The organism is Fimbriimonadaceae bacterium (assembly GCA_019638795.1).
GTDB lineage: Bacteria > Armatimonadota > Fimbriimonadia > Fimbriimonadales > Fimbriimonadaceae > JAHBTB01.
The window spans coordinates 1-24,889 of sequence record JAHBTB010000011.1 but is presented as its reverse complement, the minus strand read 5'-3'; the positions used below and the strand labels follow the sequence as shown (position 1 = coordinate 24,889).

General features: G+C 61.9%; 20 protein-coding genes. 4 read left to right on the top strand and 16 right to left on the bottom strand.

Annotated elements, in window-relative coordinates:
- Nucleotides 1-9: 9 nt before the first annotated feature.
- From folP to KF857_11520, 10 genes are read right to left on the bottom strand one after another with little or no spacing between them, the layout of a single operon-like run.
- Nucleotides 10-819, bottom strand: coding sequence for a dihydropteroate synthase (folP, locus tag KF857_11565; protein MBX3112635.1), 810 nt, complete (start codon nucleotides 817-819; stop codon nucleotides 10-12).
- Nucleotides 812-2,155 (bottom strand): aspartate kinase, encoded by a 1,344-nt coding sequence (locus KF857_11560; protein MBX3112634.1) that lies wholly within the window; start codon nucleotides 2,153-2,155, stop codon nucleotides 812-814. The genes folP and KF857_11560 overlap by 8 nt, the downstream gene beginning before the upstream one ends.
- Nucleotides 2,152-2,691, bottom strand: coding sequence for a hypothetical protein (locus tag KF857_11555; protein MBX3112633.1), 540 nt, complete (start codon nucleotides 2,689-2,691; stop codon nucleotides 2,152-2,154). The genes KF857_11560 and KF857_11555 overlap by 4 nt, the downstream gene beginning before the upstream one ends.
- 46 nt (nucleotides 2,692-2,737) lie before the next feature.
- Nucleotides 2,738-4,648, bottom strand: a complete 1,911-nt coding sequence (locus tag KF857_11550) for a glycosyltransferase family 39 protein (protein MBX3112632.1) — start codon at nucleotides 4,646-4,648, stop codon at nucleotides 2,738-2,740.
- Complete coding sequence (locus KF857_11545; GenBank protein MBX3112631.1) at nucleotides 4,649-6,871, bottom strand: hypothetical protein; 2,223 nt, start codon at nucleotides 6,869-6,871, stop codon at nucleotides 4,649-4,651.
- A 14-nt stretch (nucleotides 6,872-6,885) separates the two neighbouring features.
- Complete coding sequence (locus tag KF857_11540; GenBank protein MBX3112630.1) at nucleotides 6,886-7,935, bottom strand: LptF/LptG family permease; 1,050 nt, start codon at nucleotides 7,933-7,935, stop codon at nucleotides 6,886-6,888.
- Between the two features lie 26 nt (nucleotides 7,936-7,961).
- Nucleotides 7,962-8,759, bottom strand: a complete 798-nt coding sequence (locus tag KF857_11535; GenBank protein ID MBX3112629.1) for a hypothetical protein — start codon at nucleotides 8,757-8,759, stop codon at nucleotides 7,962-7,964.
- Complete coding sequence (plsY, locus tag KF857_11530; GenBank protein MBX3112628.1) at nucleotides 8,759-9,367, bottom strand: glycerol-3-phosphate 1-O-acyltransferase PlsY; 609 nt, start codon at nucleotides 9,365-9,367, stop codon at nucleotides 8,759-8,761. The genes KF857_11535 and plsY overlap by 1 nt, the downstream gene beginning before the upstream one ends.
- A gap of 35 nt (nucleotides 9,368-9,402) precedes the next feature.
- Nucleotides 9,403-12,042, bottom strand: coding sequence for a hypothetical protein (locus KF857_11525; GenBank protein MBX3112627.1), 2,640 nt, complete (start codon nucleotides 12,040-12,042; stop codon nucleotides 9,403-9,405).
- Nucleotides 12,006-12,698: an endonuclease III gene (locus KF857_11520; protein MBX3112626.1), complete on the bottom strand. Its 693-nt coding sequence runs from the start codon at nucleotides 12,696-12,698 to the stop codon at nucleotides 12,006-12,008. The genes KF857_11525 and KF857_11520 overlap by 37 nt, the downstream gene beginning before the upstream one ends.
- A 23-nt stretch (nucleotides 12,699-12,721) precedes the next feature.
- Here KF857_11520 and KF857_11515 point away from each other — a divergent pair, with 23 nt between their 5' ends.
- Complete coding sequence (locus KF857_11515; protein MBX3112625.1) at nucleotides 12,722-13,090, top strand: hypothetical protein; 369 nt, start codon at nucleotides 12,722-12,724, stop codon at nucleotides 13,088-13,090.
- Entirely contained in the window at nucleotides 13,087-14,136 is a 1,050-nt protein-coding gene (locus tag KF857_11510) for a mannose-1-phosphate guanylyltransferase (protein MBX3112624.1), read from the top strand. Before KF857_11515 ends, KF857_11510 begins: the two co-directional genes overlap by 4 nt.
- Here the strand turns inward: KF857_11510 and KF857_11505 are convergent.
- Together KF857_11505 and KF857_11500 are read right to left on the bottom strand one after the other, a co-directional pair.
- A complete protein-coding gene (locus tag KF857_11505; protein MBX3112623.1) occupies nucleotides 14,114-14,665 on the bottom strand; it encodes an HAD family hydrolase in 552 nt (183 codons plus the stop codon). The two genes, KF857_11510 and KF857_11505, sit on opposite strands and share 23 nt — an antisense overlap.
- Nucleotides 14,662-16,734: a polysaccharide biosynthesis tyrosine autokinase gene (locus tag KF857_11500; GenBank protein ID MBX3112622.1), complete on the bottom strand. Its 2,073-nt coding sequence runs from the start codon at nucleotides 16,732-16,734 to the stop codon at nucleotides 14,662-14,664. The genes KF857_11505 and KF857_11500 overlap by 4 nt, the downstream gene beginning before the upstream one ends.
- A gap of 118 nt (nucleotides 16,735-16,852) precedes the next feature.
- On the opposite strand from KF857_11500, the gene KF857_11495 reads away from it, so the two are divergent.
- Together KF857_11495 and KF857_11490 are read left to right on the top strand one after the other, a co-directional pair.
- Nucleotides 16,853-18,250 (top strand): lipopolysaccharide biosynthesis protein, encoded by a 1,398-nt coding sequence (locus KF857_11495; protein ID MBX3112621.1) that lies wholly within the window; start codon nucleotides 16,853-16,855, stop codon nucleotides 18,248-18,250.
- A gap of 35 nt (nucleotides 18,251-18,285) precedes the next feature.
- Nucleotides 18,286-19,818, top strand: coding sequence for a hypothetical protein (locus tag KF857_11490; protein MBX3112620.1), 1,533 nt, complete (start codon nucleotides 18,286-18,288; stop codon nucleotides 19,816-19,818).
- Between the two features lie 28 nt (nucleotides 19,819-19,846).
- Here KF857_11490 and KF857_11485 read toward each other — a convergent pair whose 3' ends face one another.
- From KF857_11485 to KF857_11470, 4 genes are all read right to left on the bottom strand, one after another.
- Nucleotides 19,847-22,126: a right-handed parallel beta-helix repeat-containing protein gene (locus KF857_11485; GenBank protein MBX3112619.1), complete on the bottom strand. Its 2,280-nt coding sequence runs from the start codon at nucleotides 22,124-22,126 to the stop codon at nucleotides 19,847-19,849.
- A 122-nt stretch (nucleotides 22,127-22,248) separates the two neighbouring features.
- Complete coding sequence (locus KF857_11480; GenBank protein ID MBX3112618.1) at nucleotides 22,249-23,277, bottom strand: glycosyltransferase family 4 protein; 1,029 nt, start codon at nucleotides 23,275-23,277, stop codon at nucleotides 22,249-22,251.
- 154 nt (nucleotides 23,278-23,431) lie between these two features.
- Nucleotides 23,432-24,085 carry a hypothetical protein gene (locus KF857_11475; protein MBX3112617.1) on the bottom strand — a complete coding sequence of 218 codons (654 nt, stop codon included), beginning with the start codon at nucleotides 24,083-24,085 and terminating at the stop codon, nucleotides 23,432-23,434.
- Nucleotides 24,082-24,889, bottom strand: an 808-nt coding sequence (locus KF857_11470; GenBank protein MBX3112616.1) for an exosortase/archaeosortase family protein, incomplete at its 5' end; no start/stop codon positions are given. The genes KF857_11475 and KF857_11470, both read right to left, overlap by 4 nt.

Here is a 24,889-nt window from a genome sequence, read left to right as displayed (position 1 = left end):
GCGGACGCCTCAAGGATTGTCGGCAGACTGCGTCGCGGTGACAAGGGCTGAGGCCCTCTTCGCCGCCTCGACATCGTGGACACGTAAGGCCCGGGCGCCCTTGTACTGGGCCAAAGTGTGGACGGCGATGGTCGCGGCCAGGCGGTCGGCGGCGGACTCGCCCCCGCCCAGCTTGCCGAGGAAGCTCTTGCGGCTGGCCCCGACCAAGACGGGAAACCCGGTAGCCACCAACTCCTCTAAGTGTTCGACTAAGAGCAGGTTATGCCGCACATTCTTGCCAAAACCGATCCCCGGATCAATCCATATCTGGTCGCGGGCCACGCCTGCGTCCGTGGCCATCTCCGCCCGCTCGACCAAGAACTCCTTCACCTCGCGGACGACGTCCCCGTAGGCGGGGTCCACCTGCATGGTCCTCGGGTCGCCTTGCATATGCATCAGGCAGAGATGGGCGCCATGGTCGGCGGTCGCGGCCAACAGGGCGGGGTCTGATCCGGCGGTGACGTCATTGACCATCCATGCCCCAGCCTTCAGGCAGGCCTCGGCGACCGAACCCTTGCTCGTGTCCACCGACACGCGGACCCCTTGGGCGACGAGGGCCTCGACGACGGGCAGGACCCGCCGGGTTTCTTCCTCAGGGCCGACCGGAGCGGCACCAGGACGGGTCGACTCTCCGCCGACGTCGACAATGTCCGCTCCCTGACCCCACATCTCGACGCCGTGTTCGACGGCCCGGTCCTTGGCCACGTATCGCCCCCCGTCGCTGAAGCTGTCCGGAGTGACGTTGAGCACCCCCATGATCCACACGGGCCGGTCACTCATCTTCGGTCAGTCGTTCGTGCAAGAGCGCGACGCACCGGCGCAACTCCGATTCCGGGACCAAGACGCTCAACGAGAAGTCGCTGTCGCATGTCTGCAGGACGGGAATCTGGGCTTCGTGAAGGGCCCTCAGCACGGCCAGATAGACGCCGGGACGCTGGATGTACTCCTTGCCGACGACCGAGACCATCGTGCAACCTTCGGTGACATGGAGCTTGACGACCCGGACGTCGCCGAGCCCGGCGAGGAGTTGGCTCTGGGTCGCGAACGCCTTGCTTTCCTTGTCGCTGGACTGCACCAGGTAGACCGTCGTCGTTCCGCTCACGACCGGCATCACGAGCGAGTCGAACATGTCCTGCACCTCGGCGAACTGGTCACGCGAGACGGCGAACCCGATGCCTCCCGACGTCAGTGTCGTCATGTAGAGGTTGACGTGGTAGCGGGCCAGGGTCTCGTATATCCGGGCCTCAAAGGTCGTCCGATGGGCGGGCTCCACGCCAGCCAGGTCGATCTGGATGTAGACCAGCTTTCCGGTGTGGGTCACGCCGGTGACCCGCCGCCCGGGGAGTTGGACGCCGTCGACGATTTCGGTGCCTGAGTCGTCGGTGAACGTGCTTTTCACCCACAGGGGGATGGAAAACTTCATCGCGATCTCCGCCGCGCGGGGGTGGAGGACTTTGGCGCCAAGGTGGGCGATCTCGGCGACCTCGTCGTAGGTGACGCGCCGGAGGGTCGGGGCGTCCTTCACGAAGTCCGGGTCGGCGGTCTTGACGCCGTCCACGTCGGTATAGATCTCGACTGCGTCGGCGCTCAGGGCGGCTCCCACCGCGGCGGCGGTGGTGTCCGACCCGCCTCGGCCGAGGGTGTTGAGCTCGCCTCCCGGCAGCTTGCCGTGGGTCCACACGCCCTGGAACCCACAGACGACGGGGATGACCCCGCGCATCAGGGCTTCCATGAGACCCTGCGGGTTCACGCCAAGGATGCGGGCGTTCCCGTAGACCGCGTCCGTGCGGATGCCTGCCTGGCCACCCCGGAACGACATCGCGCGATGGCCCAATGACTTGAGCGTCTGGACAAAGACCACGCTCGACAAGATCTCGCCGACGGCCATGATCATGTCCAGTTCGCGGGCGTCGGCCTTCACCGAGGGGTCGACCGCCTGGACCAATTGCAACAGGGTGTCGGTGGCGTAGGGCTCGCCGCGCCGGCCGATCGCGCTGACGACGACGACCGGGGCAAACCCTTGCTCCTTCGCCGAGATGACCCGTAATGCCGCGGCCATCCGCGCCTCGGCCGTCCGGACGCTCGTCCCGCCAAACTTCATGACGCGGACTTTCACGCCTGCTCCTCCTGAGAGCCGGTGCGGAGCGCCTCTTCTAGCTTTCCGACGTCGGTCTTGCTCACCACGAAAAGCACCCGGTCGTGCATGTCGCCCATGTGGTCGATCTCCGTGCCCGAGGCGATGGCCGCCGACACCAGACGGGCGATCAGGCCTTCCTCGTCCCGCATGTTCACCGCATGGGCGGTGACCACGCAGCGGTCTCCCTTGGCTTCTTGCATCGCTCCCTTGGACTGGAGCGCGGCCGATGCCGCGGGTTGGTCTGAATCAGGCACGACAAACGACAGTCCGTCCGGGGTGAACTTTAAGAAATCGATACTCACCCCATGTTCGGCGACGGCCGCCAAGACGTCGATCCGGGCCTGGGGAAGCGGTTCCGACAGACCGTAGACGCGGACGTTGGTGAACCCCTCGCGCACCTGGATGCTGTGCACGCCCCGTGGACGTTCAAACTCGGTCTCACCGGTCGAGGGGAGGTCGGCCCCCTCGCTCAACGCCCTTTGAAACGGCCCCTTCTCCCACGCTGCTTGGTCCATCGTCGCAGCCCCGATTGTGGGGCCGCCAGCAGACTGGCACCGGGACTCAATTCAGCTTGAAGATGAGCCGCCGGCCGAACGCCTTCTCCGGGACGAGGCGACCGGACCGGACCGCCTCGGCGACCAGCATGTGCCACTTGAGGTTCAAGTCCCGCGACATCTCCTCGCGCTCCTTGTCCGAATACGGCTCGCCAGGCTGCATGCCGCTGGCGGCCAAGAACCTGTCCCAAGCGTCAGGGGCGAGGTACATCGTGTTCCAATAGACATGGGAGAAACCCAGCCGGCGCAAAGCGTCCGCCAGACCGGTACCGTCGCTGATCGTCTCGTAGGGAATCAGCTTGCTGTGGCCCGGGTTCGCCCAGAAGTACGGTTTGTCAAGGAGAAACCCAAAGACCTCGTCATAAAGGGCGACTTTGGTGACTTCCGGGTCGGCGTTCAGGTATTGGGCCGGATCGGTGAAGCCGACCCGGGCCCGCTGGTAGGCGGCAGGAGGCACGACGCCAAACAGGACTTGCATCTGGTCCTTGGTCTGCAGGGTGTAAAGCACAAAGAGGGTCGCGGCGGCCTGCCCGGCGACAAGGACGCGCCCAAGCCACTGCCACCCTCCTCGGCCATAGACCACCGGCACAAACGGGGCCGCGACGACCGCGAGAGTCGCCAGGTACCGGCTCTGCTGGCTCAAGACGAACCATGCCGCCAAGGACAGCCCCACCGTCGTCAGGGTGAACTTCGCCACCGTGTCGCGGGGCCCCCTGACGGCAAGCAGGAACAGCGTCACTATGGCGAGGGCGCCGACCGCACCGGTCGGCGACCCACCGCCCTCGGTCTGGCGCGGGTTTGTGTAGCGGCCCGGCTGGTAAGCGAGCCCGAGGACGGCGTGGCCGACCAGCGCAGGGGACCGGCCCGTCGCCGTGCGCTCGACCCCGAACGACTGCTGTTCGTCGCGGTAGATCGAGGCCCGCCACCCGTCCCAATCCTTGCCGCCGAGTTTCTCATAGAAGAAGGGATAGACCGGGTTGCCCGTGTAGACAAACGACTTGACCAACCACGGCGACGCGATGGCGAAGGCAAGGGCACCCGCCACCAAGAGAGGGCCCACCTTCCGGTCTCGCGACCGCAAGACGAAAACCAGGGCCGCCACGCCGGCGACGGCCAAGGTCTGCAAGCCGGTGAGTTTCGAGGCGCAGGCCAGGCCAAGCAAGATCCCCGCGGGCCAGACGCTGGCATCAGGACGGCGTTTCACCCATTCGCCCAGGTAGAGGACTCCGAGGCCGGCGAACAGTCCGTGGACGTGGTCGATGTAGGCGGTCCCGCCTTCCCAGGCGACCACGGGAGAGGCCATCACCGCCAGGGCCGCCCAATGTCCGGCGGCGGGCCCCGACCATCGCTTGGCCATTCCATAAACGGTCAGTGCCCCGGCCACCATCAAGGACCAGCTGACCAGCTTCGCCCCGGCGTACCCGGCGGCGGCCAAGCCCCACATCTCCGCACATTCGACGACAAATGGAAAGTTTGAATGGTGGATGCCCTGCACATATCCGATCTGTCCGGCGTGCAGCCACAGCTTAGGCACGGCGAGGTGGTAAGCCAGGCTGTCCCATTCTAGGGAGTCCGGAAACGACAGGGCGCCGACGAGCGAAAACAAGGCGAGCAGGACGATACCGACAAGGAGGAACCGGCCGGCCTGGTCAGGTTTTGGCCGGCCGAACTCAAGGGAGCGAAGCTCGCCATAGCCCTTCCACGCCGGCCATGCGAAGAGGGCGGGGACCACCCAGACGGCCAGCTTGAGACCGCCGGGCAACAATCCGACCAGCAGCGTAGCGGTGCCCAGCGCCCCACACCCGACCAGGACACCCGCACCCAGGCGCTCCTCTACCGACCATCCCCACCGGCGAGAGAGCGGCAGCCCGGCCAAGCCGGTGACGACCACGACAAGGAGGGCGACGACGAAGCTCATCTAGTAACCGATCCCACTAGACCCGAAGACGTTCTGGCCGCGCTGGCCGACGCCAAAACTGTTCGTGAACGGCAGGGCCTTGATCCGGATGAACAGGCCGATTGTCCGACCCGAGCGGAAACCGGCCCGGTTGTCGCTGATCTCGAGCACGGCCTCACCACAATGCAGATCGTACTTGAGTTGGTACTGTTGCGCCTCAAGCTGCTGGGTGTATCCGTTATAACCTGCCAGGAACCCCAGCTCAAACTTCCCTCTCTTGATTCCCAACATCTGCACGTTGAACGCCGCCCATTGTGAGCGCAACCCGTCGTAGCGGACCCCAAGGTTGACCCGTGCGCCGCCCAGGGGGAACACGCCGTCCAGTCGGAATGTGCTCCAAGCGCGACTGTAGGTGTCGTAATTGCTGAAGAATTGCACCCGTGTCGCCGGGTTTGGGTTGTACACACTTGAGAATCCGACGGTCTGCCAAGGCACCTGGCCTTGAGCACCCTGGTAGACATCATAACCAGTTTGGAGGCTGAAGGTCCAGTTTCGTCCCGGCCGGTAAGTCTGGTCAAAGGACACCGCGTCATATCGGCTTGTCTGGTCGATGGGTAACGGGGTGAACCCGACCCCCTTCAGATTACGATAGCTGAAGTTGAAACTCGACCGGGCCGCGTATTCGTAGCTCCATCGTGCGTCATAACCCAAGACGTACTGGGCGGTGTCGTCGCTATAGAGGCCCTGCTCAAACCTCCCGTTCAAGTCGAGACTGCTTCGCCCTCGCGAGGTCATCAGGTGGGACTGGGTGTCCCAGTTCATGCGGGTCAGGGGCCGTTGCGTGCTGGTGTCGATGTACTCGCCGATCTCAGCAGTGAACCGGGCAAGGTCACGGGGCCACTTCGAGCCAAAGAGCCTTCCTGTGTCCGACCTCAGACTCAATTGAGGTGTCCGGTCGGACTGGCGGCCCAAGTCAGACGTCCCCGCGACCGACACGGACCGTTGGTACTGGAACTCGGCGGTCAGGGGCTTCCATTCTTGCGTGGCCAAAAACCGGATGTCCACCCGCTCGTTGTCCGACTGGGTCGTCCCTCCAGTCGCGTACTTGTTCTCACTGAAATTGAGGTCTAGCCTGGTGCTCAGGCCCGCGTTCCAACGGTAAGAATGACCAAAGTTGATGGATTGGTTTGTCGAATCGAACCCGCTGGATGACGAACTGTTACGAAAGAACCCGATGTTTGTCGAACCCTGACGGCCGTTAAACGACATCTGCGCCCGAGAGCTCCACAGAGTCGAGTCAGGGGCGGTGAGATAGTTGTTTCGTTGGTAAGTGTTTTCAAATGACAGGACATTGGAACCGAACATCTGTCGGTGCGCCCAAGTCCCGGTCAATGTGTTGTCATTGCCAAGAATGGAATAGAGAGTCGCCCCACCGGTTGTGCGGCTGTCCTGATAGCGATAGTCAAGGCCCGTACCCAGCCCGAGTTTTGTCATGTAGTCGAGCCGCGCGATCAGGTAGTTGAGCCCCGCGGTCGGAATGAAGTACTTGGCCTTGACAAACAGCCCTTCGTCCTGGCTCTGGCCGATCTCCGGGACAAGACGCCGGGCACTTTCTTCCAGGGGGATCACCAACTCGGGGAGCGTGAGGATAGTGCGCCCCAACAACTTGACCCGGACATGGCGGAGCTTCACAAACCGGTCGGCGACAACCTCTGTCCGCTCGGCTTCAATGGAAAAGTGCGGCGACAGGTATTCACAGGTCGTCACATGCCCGTCGGTACCGACAAAGAACCCGCCCTTGCCCCGCCCTTCCTTCGCGGTCACGAAGACCGGCCCCGTCACTCTGCCCTTTGAATGCTCCGGGCTGACTTCCGATGTGCCCTCAAAGATCCGGTACGAACCGTCCCGAAAATCCACGACAAGCCGCTCCGCCGCCAGCCGGTCTGCCTTGCCGACGACATGGGCGTCGCCATCCAGCACAAAGACGTTTGAGACCCGGTCACCCTCGACCTTCTCTGCCCAAAACTCATATCCCCGGAGGCGGGCGCGGAAACCGCCGCTGGCGACGACCTTGTCGCCCTCAAACCGCAGGCCATGGCTCTCGATGATGCGCAGGGTGTCGTCGCCGTCGGGCTGCGCGGGCGGCAACCGCTTCACCTGACGTGACATGAAGGCCTTGACCGCTTTGGGCAATGCCAGCCCCACCTGGCCGCACACCGCCACCGGTGCAAGGGCCAAAAGCACAAAGAGGCCGCCCCTCATTCCATCCGTGCCGCCAGGGCAAGGCCGATCACCCCAAAGGCCACGTTGGCGAGCCAAGCGGCGGGGAGAGGTGGGAGCCAGCCATGCTGGCCGATGATGTCGGTGGCGACGACGTACATGTTGAAGTACATGACGGCCATCACCAGGCTGACGAAGACGCCGGCAAAGGCGCCGAATCGGGCCACCCTCACCGAGGCGACGGCACTGACGAGGGCGATGAAGAAGCACGACGCCGCGTTGGCAAACTTGGCATAGAACTGGACTTCATACTTGCGGGTGCTCCGACCGAGCCGCTTGTCCTCCTGGATCTGCTTCCACAGTTGCTCGATCGTCTCGTCGGTGGGCAGACTGGCCGAGAACAGGTCGGGAACCTCGATCTTCTGGTTGACCTTGAAGTCGCTCAATGTCTTGAACGAGACCAAGGCCGTGTCTTCCACGGCGAAGAACCGTGCCCCCCGTAACGTCCAGACCCCGTCACGGTAGGTGCCCGAGTCCGCCATCGTGATCCAGAGCCTACGGGGCGCCGGTTCTTCGACAAGCAGGATGTCCTTGAGGTCCAGGGCGCGGTCACTCGTCCGGGCGACACTGCCGAACCGCGCGGTATAGGGCGGCAACTTGATCATCACGTTGCTCTCAAACCGTGGGTTTGCCGCGACCAGGGCGAACTCCTGGCTCAGCTTCATGAATTTCTTGCTCGCCGCGGGCACGACGCGCTCGATGAGGAGCATGCTGGCCCCCGAGAACAAGACGCCCACGACCAAGACCGCCACCAACACCCGCCGGATCGGGATGCCCGCGGCCCGCATCGCGGTCAGTTCGCTGTCCCGCACCAGGCGCGAGACCACCAGCGCCACGGCAAAGGCGAGCCCACCGGGAAGGGACAGCGTCAGCCAGCCCGGGAGCTTCACCACCGCGAGTTGGACGATCGCCAGGGGCGGCATCTGACTGATTTGGTACTTGTACAGCGCGATGAACTCGTTGGCCTCGAAGAGCAACGCCATGACGAGAGTTCCCGCGAGTAAAGGCAGGAATAAGTCGCGGAACACATATGTATCGAGGCGTTTGAGGATTCTCAAACTCCACGCTCCCCAAAGGCTTTGACCAAGACATAGAGCCCCGACACCATCATGGACACCACGACGACGAACACCACGGCGGGCGGCCAGCCGCTCTGCGCGACAAGAGGAACACCGACGACGACCAAGGTGCCGACCAACCAAGACGACAACAAGCGGCGGCTGACACCAGACCCAAGCCACGCCACCCTGGCCCGGTCGAGGACGAACGGGCCGCGACACCGCCTGCAATACAACTCACCCGGCGGATTGCGCATCCCACATGCTGGACAGGGTAACGGGGCGTAGGCGTTCGCGTCCCAGGCGGCAGCACGCCAACTCGCGTATGCCTTGAGTTCATTGGGAAAGACCGTGGCCGCCATCGACGGGACGCAGGGCTCCAAGATCTGGACGGCGGTCGCATACATCCCCCGGGACGCGACGATCTCGGCCATACGGATACGGGGACCGACGTTGTCAGGCTTGACCGCCAGGGTCTCGTAGGCCCCCGCGATCAGGTCGAGGTCGATCCGCCGGTTGGCTCGCCCCTCGAACGACCTGCGGAAGACCGGGTACATCACCACCGTCCCCAAGACCCCGACGAAGAGGAACGGTGAGAAGACCGGGTCTGGTGGGCGTGTGGTCAAATAGGCCATGGCGTAAATCGCGGCCAGAGCCAAGACACCGTACAAGGCTTCGATTTCCCCGTGGACCATCCAACCGACCATCGACACAGTCCACACCGCGACGGGCACCCAGACCAGGCAACCCAAGGCGAACACCCAAGGCGTCGCCATCACGCGTTCGGTGAACATCATTTCTTGAACTTGAACTTCGGTTCCTCGCCCTTGGTGAGTCGGACGATGTTGGCTCTATGCTTGAAGACGACGTAAGCGGCCAACAGGGAGTAGACCACCACGCACAGATGCGACTGGCGGAGCACGACGGCCCCGGCGACCATGCCGATGACGGACGCGATGCTGGCGACACTGACGGTCTGGGTCAGGGCAAAGAGCAGGATGAACGAGCCGAGGGCCGTCCCCGCGACCCCCGGGGTCGCGGCGGTGAGGACCCCCAACCCCGTCGCGATGCCTTTGCCTCCCTTGAACCGCAAGAACGGGCTGGCGGTGTGACCGAGAATGGCGCAGAGGCCGACCAGAACGGCATGGTCGGCAGTGGATATTCCCCACACTCCGTCGGCGACCAAGGACTTGGCCACGAGCGGCGGGACAAGCCCTTTGGCGACGTCGAGGACAAAAACAAGGGCCGCAGGCCCCTTCCCCAGCACCCGACCGATATTGGTCGTTCCGATGTTGCCGCTACCGGTCGAGAGGATGTCGACGCCATGGGCACGGGCGACGAGGAGTCCGAACGGCACCGAGCCCAAGAGGTAGGCGACCAGATAGACGGCGACTGCGACCATGCGTCACGTTCCTGACTTGGCCATTGTGGCACCCGTCAACCTTGCCGGGCGCAGCAACCCCGGACCACGTCGTCCAGGATTTGCCTGACCGCCGTGGTCAGGTCGGCATGCCGACGGATGACCTCGTTGCCGTCGGCGACCCCCAAGAGGCCCGCGATCCTTTGGAGTCGGTCGGGGTTCTCGGGAAGGATGTCGGCCGGGTACCCCAGCAACGAGACCCGCGCACGCAGGTCGTTGAGAAACGCATGGGCCGCCGCCAGGGTTCGCCGGTCTGACTCGGCCAATGCTCCGGCGTCGGCCAAGGCCTCAAGCCGACGGTCGAGCCGGGCCGACCCGCAAGCCAGCGCCACCTCGGGGTTCGCCATCAAGAGGAGTTGGACGGCCCAATGGACGTCGTCCAGGGCCCCCGAACCCAGTTTCAGGTGCCGGGTCCGCTCGCGGGGGCTCACCCGCTCGTTCTCGATCCGGCGCTTCATGTGGGCGAGGGCCGCAAAGTCCTCGCTCCCGATGTAGCGGCCATATGCGGCCTGGCGCACCGACTCGATGGCGGCGGCGTCGCCAATGACGAGGCGCGACCGCCCGAGGGCGAACCGCTCCCAAAGTTCCATCGCGCCGGCTTCGTAGCGGCGGAACGCCTCGTGGCTGGCGACAAGGTGGCCTTTCCGACCTTCGGGACGGAGGCGGACGTCGACCTCCAGCGTGTCTCCGGCGGCATGCATCGCCTGTACGGCGGCGAGCAAAGTCTGGGCAGACCGCTCGGCGACGGCCCAGTCCACATCGTCCCGGCACAGCAGGACCAAGTCGACGTCGGACTGCACCGACGTGTCCTGCGACGCCGCGCTTCCCAAGGCGACGACGTCGAGTCCGGTGCCCTCGGCAAGTTCGCGGATCACGGCGTCGTCACGCGTGGCGAGCGCTTCGCCGAGAACGGGGCCGGCGCCAAGGCACCACCGCACGACCGCGGCAAGCCAAGCGTCGATGGCGGCCCGGACCGCCCGGGAAGCTGGTGGCTCGGCCTGCAAACCGGACAGGTCGAGCCCGACCGGCTGTTCGAGGACTTCCCCGCTGATCACGGCCTCGGTCACAACTGCCGACGTCGCCAACTTTGTGGTGAGCTCAGGGGCGTCCTCGGCAAGACGGACGACCCGGTCCAAGCTGTCACGGTTCTCGGCAAGGCTGGCCCATAGCGCCGCCTTGGCCGGCAGGCGGTCGATCCAGTTGCGGACGGCGGGAATCTGTTTGGCACCCAGCACACGCGGCCCGCCCCCTGGCATCAGTGTCTCGTAGAGTCCGCGCACCGCCACGAAATGGCCGTCCAGTGTCCGCGAGAACCCCTCGACGCTGTCGAACGACATGGCGTGGGCGAGGGCGGCCAGTTCGGCCGGTTCAGCAGGGATCTCGTGGGTCTGGAGGTTGCCGACGATTTGGCAACGGTGCTCGGTCTGACGGAAGAAGACGTACGCCTCCGCCAAGGCCGCCGCGTCTTCGGCCCGTAGATATCCGGCACGGGCCAAGGCGGCGATTGCGGGGACGGTGGCGCGGAGTTGGCATTCGGGACTTTGCCCGCCAAAAACCATTTGCATCGTCTGGACCAGGAACTCGACGTCACGGATGCCGCCGGCCCGCCTCTTGAGGTCGCGTTCACTGCCGATCTCTTCGATGCGGCCCCGCATCGCGACGAGCCCTTCGAGGGCCATGTCGCTCCGCACCCGGTTGAAGACGATCGCCGTGCGCATTTCCTCCCATGCCGCCGCCACCTCGGGTGGGCCGGCCACGGCCCGGGACCGGAAAAGGGCCAGATGCTCCCATGTCTCGGCGTACTTGTCGTAGTACGACTCATAAACCCCCATCGGGCTGGCGATCGGCCCCTGCGACCCAAACGGCCGGAGTCGCAGATCGACTCTGTATAAGTCTCCTCGCCCCATCTTATCGGCAAGCGCCGACCGATAGAGTTCACATGCCCGGTAGGCGTGCTTAGTCTGATCTTCGTCGAGACCAGGCTCAAGGACGAAGACAAGGTCGATGTCCGAACTGTAGTTGAGTTCCTGCCCCCCCAGCTTGCCAAACGCGACGATGGAAAATGGTGGGGTTGGCGACACCTCCCGCCCGGTGGCATATTGCGCCCAGACCTCGGTGCGCAAAGCGGCGACGACCACGTCCGCGAGGTCACTGATACCGCGCCACACCGTCTGCTCGTCCACAAGCCGGCCCAAGTCGAGGGCGGCGAGACGCAGCGTCTCGCGTTGCTTCAGAAACCGCAAGCGGTCCAGCTTGTGGGCGTAGCTGACCGTGCTTGCCAAAAGGCGGGCCGACTCGGCGGTCAAGGCCTCGGCTGACAGCGGGGCCCGGAGTTCGGACGGGTCCGTCAGGATCGCACCTGCCTCTGGGTTCTGCGCGACGACGTCGGCGATGTGGTGGCTCGCACCCAGGACAGCGGTCGCCAGTCTGGCCAAGACGGGCACAGCCACCCAGTGGTCCAGCATCAGGCCTGGTGAAGACAGGTGCCCCAGCCAACGCTCGAGGCGATGAAGCGCCTCGACCGGCCTCGCGCAGTCACGGGACCAGTCAGCCCAGTGGGGGCCCACGTCGCGCCCTGACACTGCCTCGACCCGGGCGACGGCCGCCGCCTCCGCCTCGGTCAAGACCCCTTCCTCGCCGGAGGGCGGTAGCTGCACAAATCTCGGACGACGCAAGACCCACAGAGCGGCGCCTTGGCAAAGCACGTTTGCCGGCCGTGGTCGAGCAGGGTGACATGGAATCGGAAGGCCTTGCCCACGGGGACGGCCTGGTCGAGCAGGCTGTGGGCCCGCTCTGCTGTCGTCCCGTCGGGGACCAGCCCAAGCCGCAGGGAGACGCGGTGGACGTGCGTGTCCACGGGCACGGCGTGTTTGCCGAAGGCCAGGCACATGACGATCGCGGCCGTCTTGGGCCCGACCCCTGGCAACCCACGCAAGAAGCCAAGTCCGTCCTCGACGGGACGACTCCGCAGGGGTTCGAGGGTGTAGTCGCCAAAGGCTTCCTTGACGGCCTGCAGGGTGGCGAGGATGCCCTTGCCCTTTTGGTTGGCCAAACCCGCGTTCTTGATCGTCGCCACCACATCGGTGACGTCGGCCTGGGCCAAGGCGGGCCATTCGGGCCACCGCTCCTTGAGTTGGGTGAAGGCCGGGAAACTGTTCACGTCGGCGGAGTGTTGACTGAGCATGCAGCAAACAAGCTCGTCCATGGGGGCAAAGCGGGGCACATGGCGCTGACGGCCGTAGACGCTTTCCAGACGGTCAAGAACCTCGACAGTCCGCCGGGAGGCAGACCGGGCAGGCCGCTTCGTCGGCATCGGCCCAAGGATACACTGAACCCATGAAACGCTTGGCCCTTGCCGGTGCCTTGCTTGCCACCGGGTTCCTGGTCGCCTGTACTGAACCGAGCCTGGTCGGCACGTGGGTGTCCGAAGGCGTGGGCCGTCGCACTGTCGAACTGGCGCCGGACGGCACGGCCGTCTTTACCCTTGATGTCGCCGGTGGAGTGAGTTTTCGAGGTAAGTACACCGTCTCGGGCAACCGGATCGTCGTGACCGACATCCAACCACCCGACGGACTCCCTCTGGCTGCCATCGCCCAATCCTTCGTTCCGGAAAAGGTCGAAGGGACGTTCTCCTGGAAAAACCCCCGGGAGGTCGTCTTCAGTGGAGACCGATTCCTCAAAGGGGGGTATCGACGGAAAGAATGAAGCGCGTCGCGGTGATCATGGCGGGTGGCTCTGGAGAGCGGTTCTGGCCGGTCTCGACCAAGGAGAGACCCAAGCAGTTCTTGCACTTGGCCTCCCCCGAGAAGCCATTGATTGCGGAAGCGGTCGAGCGGGGGGCGGCCGTTGCCGGCCTGGACGCCACCTATATTGCGACGGGTCGCCACTTGGTGGAAGGGTCATTGTCAGCCGTCCCCGGACTTCCAGCGGAGAACATCCTGGCCGAGCCGTGCAAACGAAACACCTTGGGATGCCTTGTTTGGGTCGCCGCCAGTCTCATGGCGGCCGAACCAGGAGGTTGGTCCGAGACGACGGTCGCGGTCTTGACGGCTGACCAAAGGATCCACCCGATGTCCGGGTTCCAGTCCACCGTCACCAAAGCGATGGAGGCAGCCGAGGCCCATGGCGGCATCGCCGTCATCGGAGTGCGCCCGACCAGACCCGAAACGGGGTTTGGGTACGTCGAGTCCGGCGAGCCGTCGGGAAGCGCCCTCCGGGTGGTCCGGTTCCGCGAAAAACCCGACTTGGCCACGGCAGAGGAGTTCCTCGCGGCCGGGACGTTCCTGTGGAACTCGGGGATGTTTTTCTACACCCTGGCCACATTCATGCGCGAGCTAGACCGCCAGGCGCCGGACGTCGCCACGACGACCCGCACCCTGGCCGAACTGATCAGGACGGGGGAGCAGGAGCGGGCCGACGAAGTGTTCGCCAGCCTGCCCAACCTCTCGATCGACTACGCCGTGATGGAGCGGGCGGACCCAGTCTTCGTGGTGCCGGCCGAGTTTGAATGGGACGACTTGGGGGCTTGGGACGCCCTGGCCCGGTCCTACGAGGCCGATGACGCGGGGAACGTCGTCCAAGGCCAGGCGCACATGATCGAGGCCAACGGCAACACGGTCTACGTCCACGGCACAGACCAGACCGTGTCATTGCTGGGGGTCGAAGACTTGGTCGTCGTCGTGACCGAGGGCCGTGTCTTAGTGTTGCCGAAGCACCGGGCGCAAGAAGTCAAGAGGTTCCTGCAGAGCTGAGGAGCGGGGCGATAAAGGTGTCCAGCGGTGAGTCGTCGACCAAGTAGCCCGGGACACCGAAGGCCCGCCCCGCCGCCACGTCGCGGTCCATGTCGCCGACAAGGAACGAACCTGACTTGACCACACCAAGGAGCTGGTCGGCATGTTCGAGCATGAACGGCTTGGGCTTTCGGCAGGGGCATCCGTCGTCGGGCCCGTGCGGGCAGGCCAGGACCAGGTCCAGCGGCACGACCTCCATGATCCAACGGAGCAGTTCGACCACTTGCCCGGAGGAAAAGTAACCCCGACCGATCCCGGACTGGTTGGTCACCACGACAGTCCAAAAGCCCAGCCCGTGGGCCAACTCCACCGCCTCGACGGCACCCCGCCTCCACTCGAAGTCCTCACGGGACCCCACGTAACCCCGGTCGACGTTGAGCACGCCGTCGCGGTCGAAGAAGACGGTCCGTCGGGGGCCTGGGGTGACAGAAAGACGCCTCAGGACGATCAGTCCTGAGGCGGTCGTTTCGTATCCGACGTCGCCGGTCACGAGAGGCGGTCGGCGGCGCCTTTGTCCTTGTTCATGACTAGGCCAAGGAGTTTGCCACCCGCATGGCGGAGCATGGCGATGCTCTCGGCCAACTGCGAGCGCGAAGGCTTGCCCGACTCGACCACATAGAGCACTCCGTCGACCTTGCGGCCGACCTCGTGGGCGTCGGCAGTGGTGAACGCGGCCGGCGCGTCGACGACGATGTAGTCGAACGAGCCCTTGAGGCTGGTGAGCACCGCGTCCATCGCTGGGCTGGCCAAGGCTTCGGTCGCGTTGGCGGACTTGCCACCGGCGACGAGAACCTTCAGGTTCGGCACCGACGTGTCGATGGTCAAGCTGGCCGCGTCGGTGCCTTGGGACAGGGCCTGGTTCAGACCGCCGTTCGGCGCGACGTCAAACAATCGGTCTTGCACCGGGTTACGCATGTTGGCGTCGAGCAGGACCGTCTTCTTGCCTTCCTGGGCCAAGGCGACCGCGAGGTTGCCGGCGACCGTCGACGCGCCTTCGCCCGCGCTGGTCGAAGTGACGACGACCGATTTGAGGCCCTTGCCACCTTCTCCAGAAACCAGGTTTGTCCGCAAAATCCGGTACGACTCAAAGCTGAGAGCTTCACCGGCGGTGGTCATGATCGGCTTGGCGCTGGCCAAGCGTCGCGGGACCCTGGCGAGGACGTAACTGTCCGCGATGGTCGACGCCATCGAGCCGCCCATGACCTTGTCTTGGTTGAAGTCACGGACCATGGCACCCAGGACGCCGAGGAACAGGCCGACCACCGCACCGGCGCCGAGATAGACGGGCCAGTTGGGCTGGGTCTGCTCGGCCAGGGTCGACCGGTTGAGCTGTTGGGGTGCTTGAAGGTTGTTCTTCTTGAGCATCAGGGCGTCCAGCGTCGACTTCAACTGCTGGATGGAAGTCTCGTGGTTGGCGACCGTCCGCTCTTTATCGGTCAGGCCCTTGACCGTGTCGGCCTCGGTGCCTTTCCTCGCCTCGATCTCCCGCTGCTTGGCCTGGAGCGTGCTGAGCCTGGACCTTGCCGCGGCAAGGTCGGTTTCGGCTTGGGCGACTCGAAGATCGTAAGCGTCGATCTGCGGGTTGCGCACGACCTGCTGTTCCTTGACCTCGAGTGGAATGGAGGCAAGATACGCCTTCTGGCCGTCGACTTGCGCCTTGGCCGCCCTGACCAGCGGGTGTTCGGGCAGGTACTGGGCGAGCAAGCCGTCCAACTGAGTCTGCAAGGTCTGAAGGTTCCGCTTCTCCTGGTCGATCAGGGCGACGTTCGACCGGGTCACGGGCAGGGTCACGGTCGCAGGAATTGCGGCCCGCTCCTCGCGTGTCTTTGCCAGGGCCGACTCAGCCCCCTGGACTCCAGCTTCGGCAGCTCGTACTTCGGCCTGGCCGTTTTGGATCAGAGTAGAGGTGGACTGGACTTCAACTGCGGAAACAGAGACGTTGTTTTGACGCTGGTATTCGGCCAAGTCGGTCCGGGCGGCCTCGAGAAGTTTCTTCTCTTCTTCCATTCGGGTGTTCAAAAAGCTGATGGACCCATTGACAACTTCTTCGGCCTTCGTCTGGATGTACTGCTGATAGACGATAGGCAGGGCCTGGGCCATCTTCGTCGCGATCGACTCCGTCGGGGCCGAAACCCGGCCGATGAGCACCTGGGTGTCACCCTGTTGGAAGACGTCGATCTTCGGGGCGTCCTCCGCTTCGCGGAACGTCCGAGGAATCTGGACGCCGGCTTCGTTGTAGACCCGGAAAATGACTTCTTGAGACTGCAACAACTGGATCTGGGTGAGGACGTCGTAGTTGTTGATCGGGTTCTCGGCGAGTTGGTCGATCAGGCCGGTGCCTACGCCCCCACCTGCGATCGTTCGTCCGGGAACGAGCAATTGTGCCGATGCCACCCAAACGGGCTTAATGAGAAACTGGCAAACTGCAGCAGCGACCGCGACGCCGGCGACGATGCTGCCTAGGACAATCCACTTCCGCCGACCGATGACGCCAATGACTTCCTTGTAGCTCAGGTCGGCCATGCTGGGAGTAAGAATCCGTTCTTTTGACTCGCTCACGTTTGAACCTCTCGCGCGGACGTACCGGCAGGCGTCCACCAATATACCATAATCGGGATTCGCTCGACCCTAGCACAGGTGCATAAACCGAACCTACATACCGACACAATTGACAGGAATGACCCCCGACCCGATCCAGACGCCCCAGGACGACGAGCTCGTCAGGAAGCGCCTGAACCGGAGTTTTGCCGCGACGCTGGTCAATCAAGCCGTGGCATTTGTGTCGGCTTTCCTGCTCCAATTTGTCGCTAGCCGGAAGTGGGGCGCGGACGTCTACTTCGACTGGTCGATCATAATCAGCGTCCCCGCCTACCTCACCCTGGGCGACATGGGCTTCGGGACAGCGACCGTCAGCGAGATCACCCAGCTCATGGGTCGAGGCGACAAGGCCAGGGCCAAGGCGATCTACCAGTCCACGTGGCTCACCGTCACCGTCATCACGGTGGCGATAGCCCTACTCATGCTGGTCGTCTTGCCGTTTTTTGACGCCGAAAGAATCCTCAAGCTGACTGCAACGCCCCGGTGGGAGGCGCAAATCGTGATCGCGGTCTTCGGCCTCAACGCCCTGCTGAGTCAGCAAGGGACTTTCATTCTCGCCGGGTATCAGACCGAGCACCACTTTTCCCGGTATCAGTACACCCAAAGTATCCAGCGGGCCCTGGAAACCATCGTGTTGCTGATCGGCGTCAGCTTGCCTCCGCACATGGTTTGGCTGGCCATCGCGGTCCTCGCCTCACGACTCCTCGTGTACAGCGTCAGCACTTGGGACATGTGGCGCATCAACACGTGGTTGCGGCCAGGCTACAAGCACTTCGACCGTGATATCGCGGTCAAAATGATGCGGCCCGCATTCTTTATCACCGTGTACTCCGGTGCCTCGATCCTCAGTGTCGAAGGATTTGCGCAGGCACTGGCCCTGGCGACCGGGGCGGCGACCGGCGGCGTGTTGGCCAGTTCGCGCAAGTTGGCCCGGGTGTCCAACCAGGTCGTTGGCGGACTGGGATTCTCCACCGCGGTTGAGTTTTCACGGATGTACGGGGCCGGTGAGATAACCAGGGCCCGTGCCTTGATCCTGAGCACCACGCAAAGGGCCTTTTGGATCGCAGTCTGTTTCTTGCCCCTGATGATGGTGGTCGGACCGCCCTTCTATCACTTCTGGACAAAGACGAAGACGATCGACCTCTGGAGCTTGACCGCGATGCTTCTTGCCGCCGTGTTCAACTCGATTTGGTCACCGCTTGCCGCCGGACTGCTGTCGATCAACCGTACGGCCAAAGCCAGCACAGCCTACGTCCTCACGATGTTTGGGTGTTGCGTGGCCACGTTCTTTGTGGCCCAGAGGTTTGGAATAGAGGGCGCCGCAACGCTTATGGCGGCGGCCGAGGTCGCGATGATCACAGTCATTGTGCCCACCGGCTGTCACTTGCTCGAGATGAAGCCCTCAGCATTTCTGCTGCAGGTGACGCGGCCCCCCGACAGGTTGAAAGCCTGGCTCACCCGCGATCCCAAGGGATGACCAGCCCGTTCTCAGCCATAATGAACCACAAGAGCATGGCAGCAGCGACACAGTTGACCGACCTCACGCCAGCCCGCCGACGGCTTCCAGTCAGGCATGTGTTGGCGGCAACGTTTTTCGTTGTCTTCTTCCTCGCGCAACTTGCCATCGGCACCGATGTGACCTTTGCGTTCTTGGTGATGCTCTATGGTGCCTTTGCTTGGACCACGATTCACCTGTTGGGCGGGCCGTTTAGCATCGGCGGCTTCATCATTTCAGTCTGCGCCACCATTCATGTTGGCCTTGGCCAGGTCATCAAGACGGTGATCATGGAAGCACCGGACAAGGATCTGCTCGCCCCGGTCCCCACAATGCTGGCCTGCGTGATCGGTATGGCAGGCTTTATGGCCGCCGCGGTTCTACTCAGATTCTTCAAGTATGAGTCATGGCGGTCAATCTTGCCACCACGCCTAGACTCCAAGCGCTTGAGGATGATCGGCCTACTGACGCTCAGCGCTTCAACCGTAGCAATCGTTTTTCTTCTCGCCATGCCCGTTACCCGCTACTTCCAATCTGGTGGCACCTACGGGTTCGCGCGCACAGTGTCAAATGCCGCCCTAATCGGCATGAGCCTCCTCGCCGCGGCATCTATCTTAGACAAGAAGCGCATCTTTAGCCCGCTCCTCGTCGCCGCCCTCGTTCTTGAGTTTCTCTTTGCCACGGTCAATGCTTCACGCCAGAACTTTATTGGCCCCGTCCTCATCATTGGTCTCACCGCGCTCTTGTTCCGGCATAAATTCCGACTAGGCGAGGTCTTGGTGTTCGCTGTACTGTTAGTTTTCTACCAAACGACGTTCTCTCCATTTGCCCTGTACGGACGGTCTGAATTCCGTGAAGGCCGACTAGAAGAACGGCTTCCCAAGGCCATGTCCTTACTGGGTAGGTTCATGACAGACAAGTCGCTGTACGTCTCGAAGAAGGATCGTGAAGCGGCCAAGAGACTTTACAGCACTCGTAGGCTTTATTATTATCGTGGCCTTCCAGACAACCGGACGCTTGACCGGTTGACTCTACTCCCAGTTATCGACTCACTCATCGCTTCGAATCTTGATAAGGAGCCTCTCGGTGCCGAGACTACGATCTGGGGATTCCGGCTGGCCACACCCAGCATCTTTAACCGAGACAAGCCGCTCGTCAGCACCACCAACTTTCTTGCCCATAAGGGAACGGGTTTGGTCAATTACGGCGACTATGGGACGCAGATCTCGATGGGATTCACTGCTGACGCACTGATCTCCTATGGATGGTCAGGCATCTTCTTTGTGTCAATGATTCTTGCACTTGTCATGATTTCGGTCTATCGGACCATCTTTGGCCATACTCTTATGTTCAATGCTGCTGCCCTAGGCATCATGTTCCAGGCCACGATGACCTTTACTGAGGGATCTATTGCAACAATCACGAGCCAAATCCTTGGCTTCGCCCCATTGGTTTGCATTGCGTTTGTCACCCTCCTTTGGATGTCCAATGCCTTGGTGAAACGGAGGAACCCAGAATTGACTATGGTCAAGCCGATAACTTCGGCCTGACCATAGTCAATTCTGGTGCCGACTTCGGCTAGAACTCCGAGCCTGTTCCGTCCGGGATCGTCCTAGAACCCATTGTGTCGGTGTTCAGTGGCGTCCAACCAGGAACCAAACCGACTTTGTCGGATCTCAGGGTGAAGTTGCCACCGGGAGCGTCAACGAATGGTGAGACTGATTGGTCTACATTGTAGTGGTTTACGCCTCCAACAGCAAACACCTTGCCCCAGCTCACCTTGTCCGCAAGGCCGACTCCGCAATTGACGTAGATGTTGTTCGAGATATTGTAGTGACGTGGCGCAGGAGTCAGGGTCGACAACCAGTCGGCCAGGTTCGGATACTTCTTTGACCACAGGCTGCCGCGCCACGGCATCTGGTTCGCTCGGGTCACATAGTTTCCATTTGGGGCAAAGGGGGAACTGCTCGCACGGACGGCGTAGCCACTCACGTTCATGAACACATTATTGCGAACGTTGATATCACAGGTGGCGAGGATGTTCACCGCCTTGTCGGCCCCGACGACAACGTTGTTGTCAAATGTTGTACCGCCGCCGGCGCCATCGACAAAGAGTGCGGTCACCGGCCAGGTGCTATAGGGCAGGGATCGGATCTCCTCGAAGTAGTTGTTGCTGATCACGTTGCCGTGATCCGACACATCATGTCCGTTCACAATGACGCCAGAGTCACCAGCATCATAGGTGGTATGTGAGAAGTGGTTACCACTGATGATCTGCTCGTTACCATGGAGAACGACCGCCTCGCCCATGCCGTCGGCCACCGTATTGTTGAGCATGGAGTTACCACATCCGTCTAGGCGGACAGCGCCAGTGTAGAATCGCATCGTGCGGCCCCAGCGCTTGATCACATTGTCTGCAAGCACGTTGCCACTTGGGGTCAATGTCGCGCGGTCCCCGGACTGGACGTCGATGCCACCCTGACCGGTGTCGGTGATGACGTTGCTCTGAACGTTGGTCCGATAGCTATTATCAATCGTGACGCCGTTGTGACCGACATTTTGGACGGTACCGTTCTTGAAGGTCACGTTGTAGCAGTCCTTGAAGTACGCACCCATAAAGCGTCCGTTTTGCAAGACGAGACCGTCAAATGTGACTCCACGCAGGCCATTAGCCTGGATAATGGGCTGCTGGTTCATTGTCAGCTTGACTGACGAGACACCCGGAACAAAGGTTGCGGGCGGAATGACGAGGAGCCGTTTGTTCAGACGGTCGATGTAGTACTCACCAGGAGCGTCGAGTTCATAGAGGGAGTTGACAATGGTATATCGTCCAGGTTCACCGTTCCCTGAGACCTGCCGTCCGGCATTTGTCTGATAGAATGTGGCAACAGGATCGAACCGCAACAGCCCGGCGGACTGGCCGCCGGAGAAGTCTAGTTTGGTCACATGCTCCCAGTACTCCTTAAACTTGGAGGCGTTCATACACCCACGGACCCAAATGTCGGAATTGGCGTCAATCGTCTCAGGTGTCTTGAGCCCCCGAAAGTCGGCCTCGAACTCATAGATCCAATTGGAGGAGTTGGAGTCCGAGTAGTTGTTCGACGGCCCGGGTCGCGTGATGAAGGCGTGGCCATTGTGGAACCGTGGCTCACCGTTCATCCCGTTCATATCGACGACACCCTCATTGGGCCATTGGGCCAGATGCATGGCTTCGTTGTCAATGACCAGCTCCGCAGACTGGTTGTAGTTGGGGATCAACCGGAAGGACACGTCCGACCACATCGCGTTCCAACCCGGCATACGGAAGGTCAGCCGTCCCATGTCCCCCGCCCCGGAAATATCGGCGACATAGACCTGCGACCGAAAACTTGGGTCGACTCGGGTTTCGGTAGTCCAAAATGCAGCACTCGGTCGGGCCAGGTTGGTCACCGAATAGCCTGCGTCAAGGACCGCGGCCCGGTTGGTCGTCGCCTTGTACGTGATCGTCACGCGCCGCGAGGGGACACTGTCCCGGGAGTCGAACACGATGGGGTTCTTGGCGTCATAGACGCCGCTCGCCACGTTCACGGTTGCTCCACGACCAAGAAAGGTCCGCTTGGCGGCGGAGACTTCTGCCGCACTGACCACGCCACCGGGTGTCTGGCCCGCTCGGATCTTCCGCAGAGCGTCACGCCCACCGGCGAGAGTCCTTTTGGGGCCGTCCGTCCCTGCTGAGTTCGGTGCACTGAGCATCCCCGACCATGTGTCTTTACCTTGGGTCGAAACATACAGGTTCAGCTGGGCAGAGGCAAAGCAGCACACGCTCATGCTGAGGGCAGTCAGTCCGACACGGAACACAGATGCATTCAAACCTTTCATAGGGCTCCTAGGGCTTCTTGTTCCACCAGCTCAGAAGCTGACGGTAATTAAGAATGCTAGGCCAACATATCAGATTTGCGTAAACAGTAAAATCAACGGAGCAAATTTGCCGACGCCACTCGCTACTTTACGAGAGTCTTGTGAAGTCCGCCTACCTCCGTCAGCGCAGAGATCAGTCCGTCTGCGTAGGTGTTCCATCCGCCAAGCCGCGATACCCTCGCGATGGCCGCCTCACTCATACGTCGCGTCATAGCCGGATCGTCCACCAATGACTGTATTCTCTCTGCCAGAGCAACCGCATCTCCGACGGGTACCGAAAACCCTTCAACACCATCGTCGACTATGTCGTGGATGCCCGTGTTGTGCGAGGCGACCACCGTGCAACCACATGCCATTGCCTCCGCCATCACGAGACCAAAGCCGTCCTGGACACTTGGCAAAACCAGGACGTGCGACTGCTGCATCCACGTCCGAACTTCGGACCGAGGCTGTTTGCCCAGCCAACGAACCTTGGCAGTGTCAAATTGGCCGAGGACACCCGCCGGCATCAGGCTGTCGTCCCCAACAATGACCAGCTCGACGTCGCCATGAAGGCGGCCAACTGCCTGAAGCAGGTAAGGGATTCCCTTTTGGAGCGTCACGCCACCGACGAAGAGGATCCTAAACACACCGTCAGGACGCCCTCCGCCGGGGTAGAAGTCTCGCAGATCTACCCCGTACGGAATCTTGATGACTTTGTTCGCATGGACCCCCTGCTGGATAAACGACCTTCGGGCAAATTCTGAGGGCACCAATACTGCGTCGGCCTCTTCATACTCGGCCAACTCCCGTTCAATCACCCGAGGATCGATGTGCTCATAGGGCACCGACCACTTCGCATGCTCTTCTCTCAGCAACTGGTCCTGATATTGAATGTGGGCCGAGCCTCGGTCACAAAACCAGGTTCCCCCGAGCCGCTTCATTTCACGACCTGCCTCCAGGCCGCTCGCCGACATAGCTACCAGGGCAGTCGTATTCCCGAGACGGGTTGCCGCGAATCTCGACAATGATTTCCTAGCATATAGAGCAAGGTCTTTGGTGATGCGATCCTCTTTGCCAAGCCTCAAATGGTAGAGGCCCCATATCCAGGGGAACGTACGGACCTTGTCCATCGGGAGATTGTCTGGCCTGACCTTCCATTGGGGGTAGGCGACAAAGAACGTTTCTAGCAACCCCCGTTCGTGCAGGAGACGACACAACGAGAAATGATGGAACCGCCCCAGAGATATGTGACTGATCCTCATGTCTCGCCGACCAAAAGACGGATCAAAGGACGTTCTTGCTAGTCTGCTTCGAAGTCACGAAGTAGGCCTTGACGAAGTCGTAGAAGTCCTTCTCCGACATACTCGTGTCCATTTCGATGAAACGGAATGAGAAGCCCACGTTGGGGTGTCCTGTCTTGAACTCACTGACCAAGTAGTCGATCTGTCCCTTTTGATACTCAGTACGGAATCCGACCGGGGTCTTGAAGGTGAACGCCGCCAAACGGGGTTCTTCGTTGCCTCGACGGAGTTTCATGGTCCACATCGGCACCTTGCCATAGCCTGGGACATCAAGTGTTTGTTTCTTCTCATCCGTGACCTCCCAACCTTGACCAGCAAAGCACCATCGCTGATCATGGAAGCTTTCCATCCGGTCCCCAGCAATGACAACGGCGTCCATAGTCCCCCTAGGCCCACGGTACGTCTGCCCGGCGATACCGATCGGTTTCAATGCGGTGTACGTCTTTGCGTCCATCCGGTAGCTGGCCTTGGGACTGAACTCACTCGGAACCACGTTGTAGTCCTCGACCTGCGACGGAACAATGGACAATAGCCATGCTTCGTCCTTCATCTTGAAGTTCTGGATCTGGAGCCCGAAGATACGATACAGGCCACAAGCCAAGAACATGACGACCAAAGACCAGTAGATTGTTTTCACGCGTCCCACCCCAGTTTCTGGGCGACTTTGTAGAGAATGTAGAAGCTCAAGGCCAAGACACCGTAGCTACCGTAGTCATGCATCCACATTCCGGCGTCATGACCCATTTCATTACCGAAAACGCCGATCAGTCCGATGCGCAAGGAGTTCATCGCGAGGGACAGGGGAATGGCGATGACGGCGAGCAAGATCTTGCCCCACCACTTGATGTTGGAGACGAGGGCGATAAATGTGACACACGCGATCATCGCGAGCGTCATCTTCATGCCCGAACACTCAGCCGCAATATTGAGGGAAAACTTTGGCAGTTGGATGACCGTCGGCCCCTGCCGGAAAGGCTGCATGCCCAACAACTTCAGCATATAGTAGGAGCCTGAGGTTGAAAAAATCTGAAGGTTCAGGGTGTATTTGTCGATCAACCCATTCCAGAAAGGAAATGCAAACGCCAGGAAGAGCGGCCCGGGAGCCATCTTCAAAGCCCACCGAAAGCCGAACAGGCACCAACTAGTCAGCAAGAGGACGAGGATTAACGTCCCCGACGCGACGCCGATCATGTTCGTCCGCGCCGCGACGACCACAAGCAGAAGCAGCGGGATCATCAGCAGCAACGGAAACCAAGTTGGTTTGGCGTCGGTCTGGATGATCTTGGGCCACTTCTTGTAAATGATGTAGCCCGCCGCAAACGGGACGAGGGGTCCGTGCTGATAGTAGCTCTCGGCGTCGAACCAGAGCTCGGGCATCTTGGCGAACAAGTTCCAATACAGCGGCGACAGCGCCGCGGCCATCAGGATGCCGGCTTGGACG

Bases quoted from the DNA above. Each gene is read 5' to 3' on its own strand.
- folP (MBX3112635.1), bottom strand. From the start codon at position 819: ATGAGTGACCGGCCCGTGTGGATCATGGGGGTGCTCAACGTCACTCCG.
- KF857_11555 (MBX3112633.1), bottom strand. From the start codon at position 2,691: ATGGACCAAGCAGCGTGGGAGAAGGGGCCGTTTCAAAGGGCGTTGAGC.
- KF857_11550 (MBX3112632.1), bottom strand. From the start codon at position 4,648: ATGAGCTTCGTCGTCGCCCTCCTTGTCGTGGTCGTCACCGGCTTGGCC.
- KF857_11535 (MBX3112629.1), bottom strand. From the start codon at position 8,759: ATGTTCACCGAACGCGTGATGGCGACGCCTTGGGTGTTCGCCTTGGGT.
- plsY (MBX3112628.1), bottom strand. From the start codon at position 9,367: ATGGTCGCAGTCGCCGTCTATCTGGTCGCCTACCTCTTGGGCTCGGTG.
- KF857_11520 (MBX3112626.1), bottom strand. From the start codon at position 12,698: ATGCCGACGAAGCGGCCTGCCCGGTCTGCCTCCCGGCGGACTGTCGAG.
- KF857_11515 (MBX3112625.1), top strand. From the start codon at position 12,722: ATGAAACGCTTGGCCCTTGCCGGTGCCTTGCTTGCCACCGGGTTCCTG.
- KF857_11510 (MBX3112624.1), top strand. From the start codon at position 13,087: ATGAAGCGCGTCGCGGTGATCATGGCGGGTGGCTCTGGAGAGCGGTTC.
- KF857_11495 (MBX3112621.1), top strand. From the start codon at position 16,853: ATGACCCCCGACCCGATCCAGACGCCCCAGGACGACGAGCTCGTCAGG.
- KF857_11490 (MBX3112620.1), top strand. From the start codon at position 18,286: ATGGCAGCAGCGACACAGTTGACCGACCTCACGCCAGCCCGCCGACGG.
- KF857_11485 (MBX3112619.1), bottom strand. From the start codon at position 22,126: ATGAAAGGTTTGAATGCATCTGTGTTCCGTGTCGGACTGACTGCCCTC.
- KF857_11480 (MBX3112618.1), bottom strand. From the start codon at position 23,277: ATGGACAAGGTCCGTACGTTCCCCTGGATATGGGGCCTCTACCATTTG.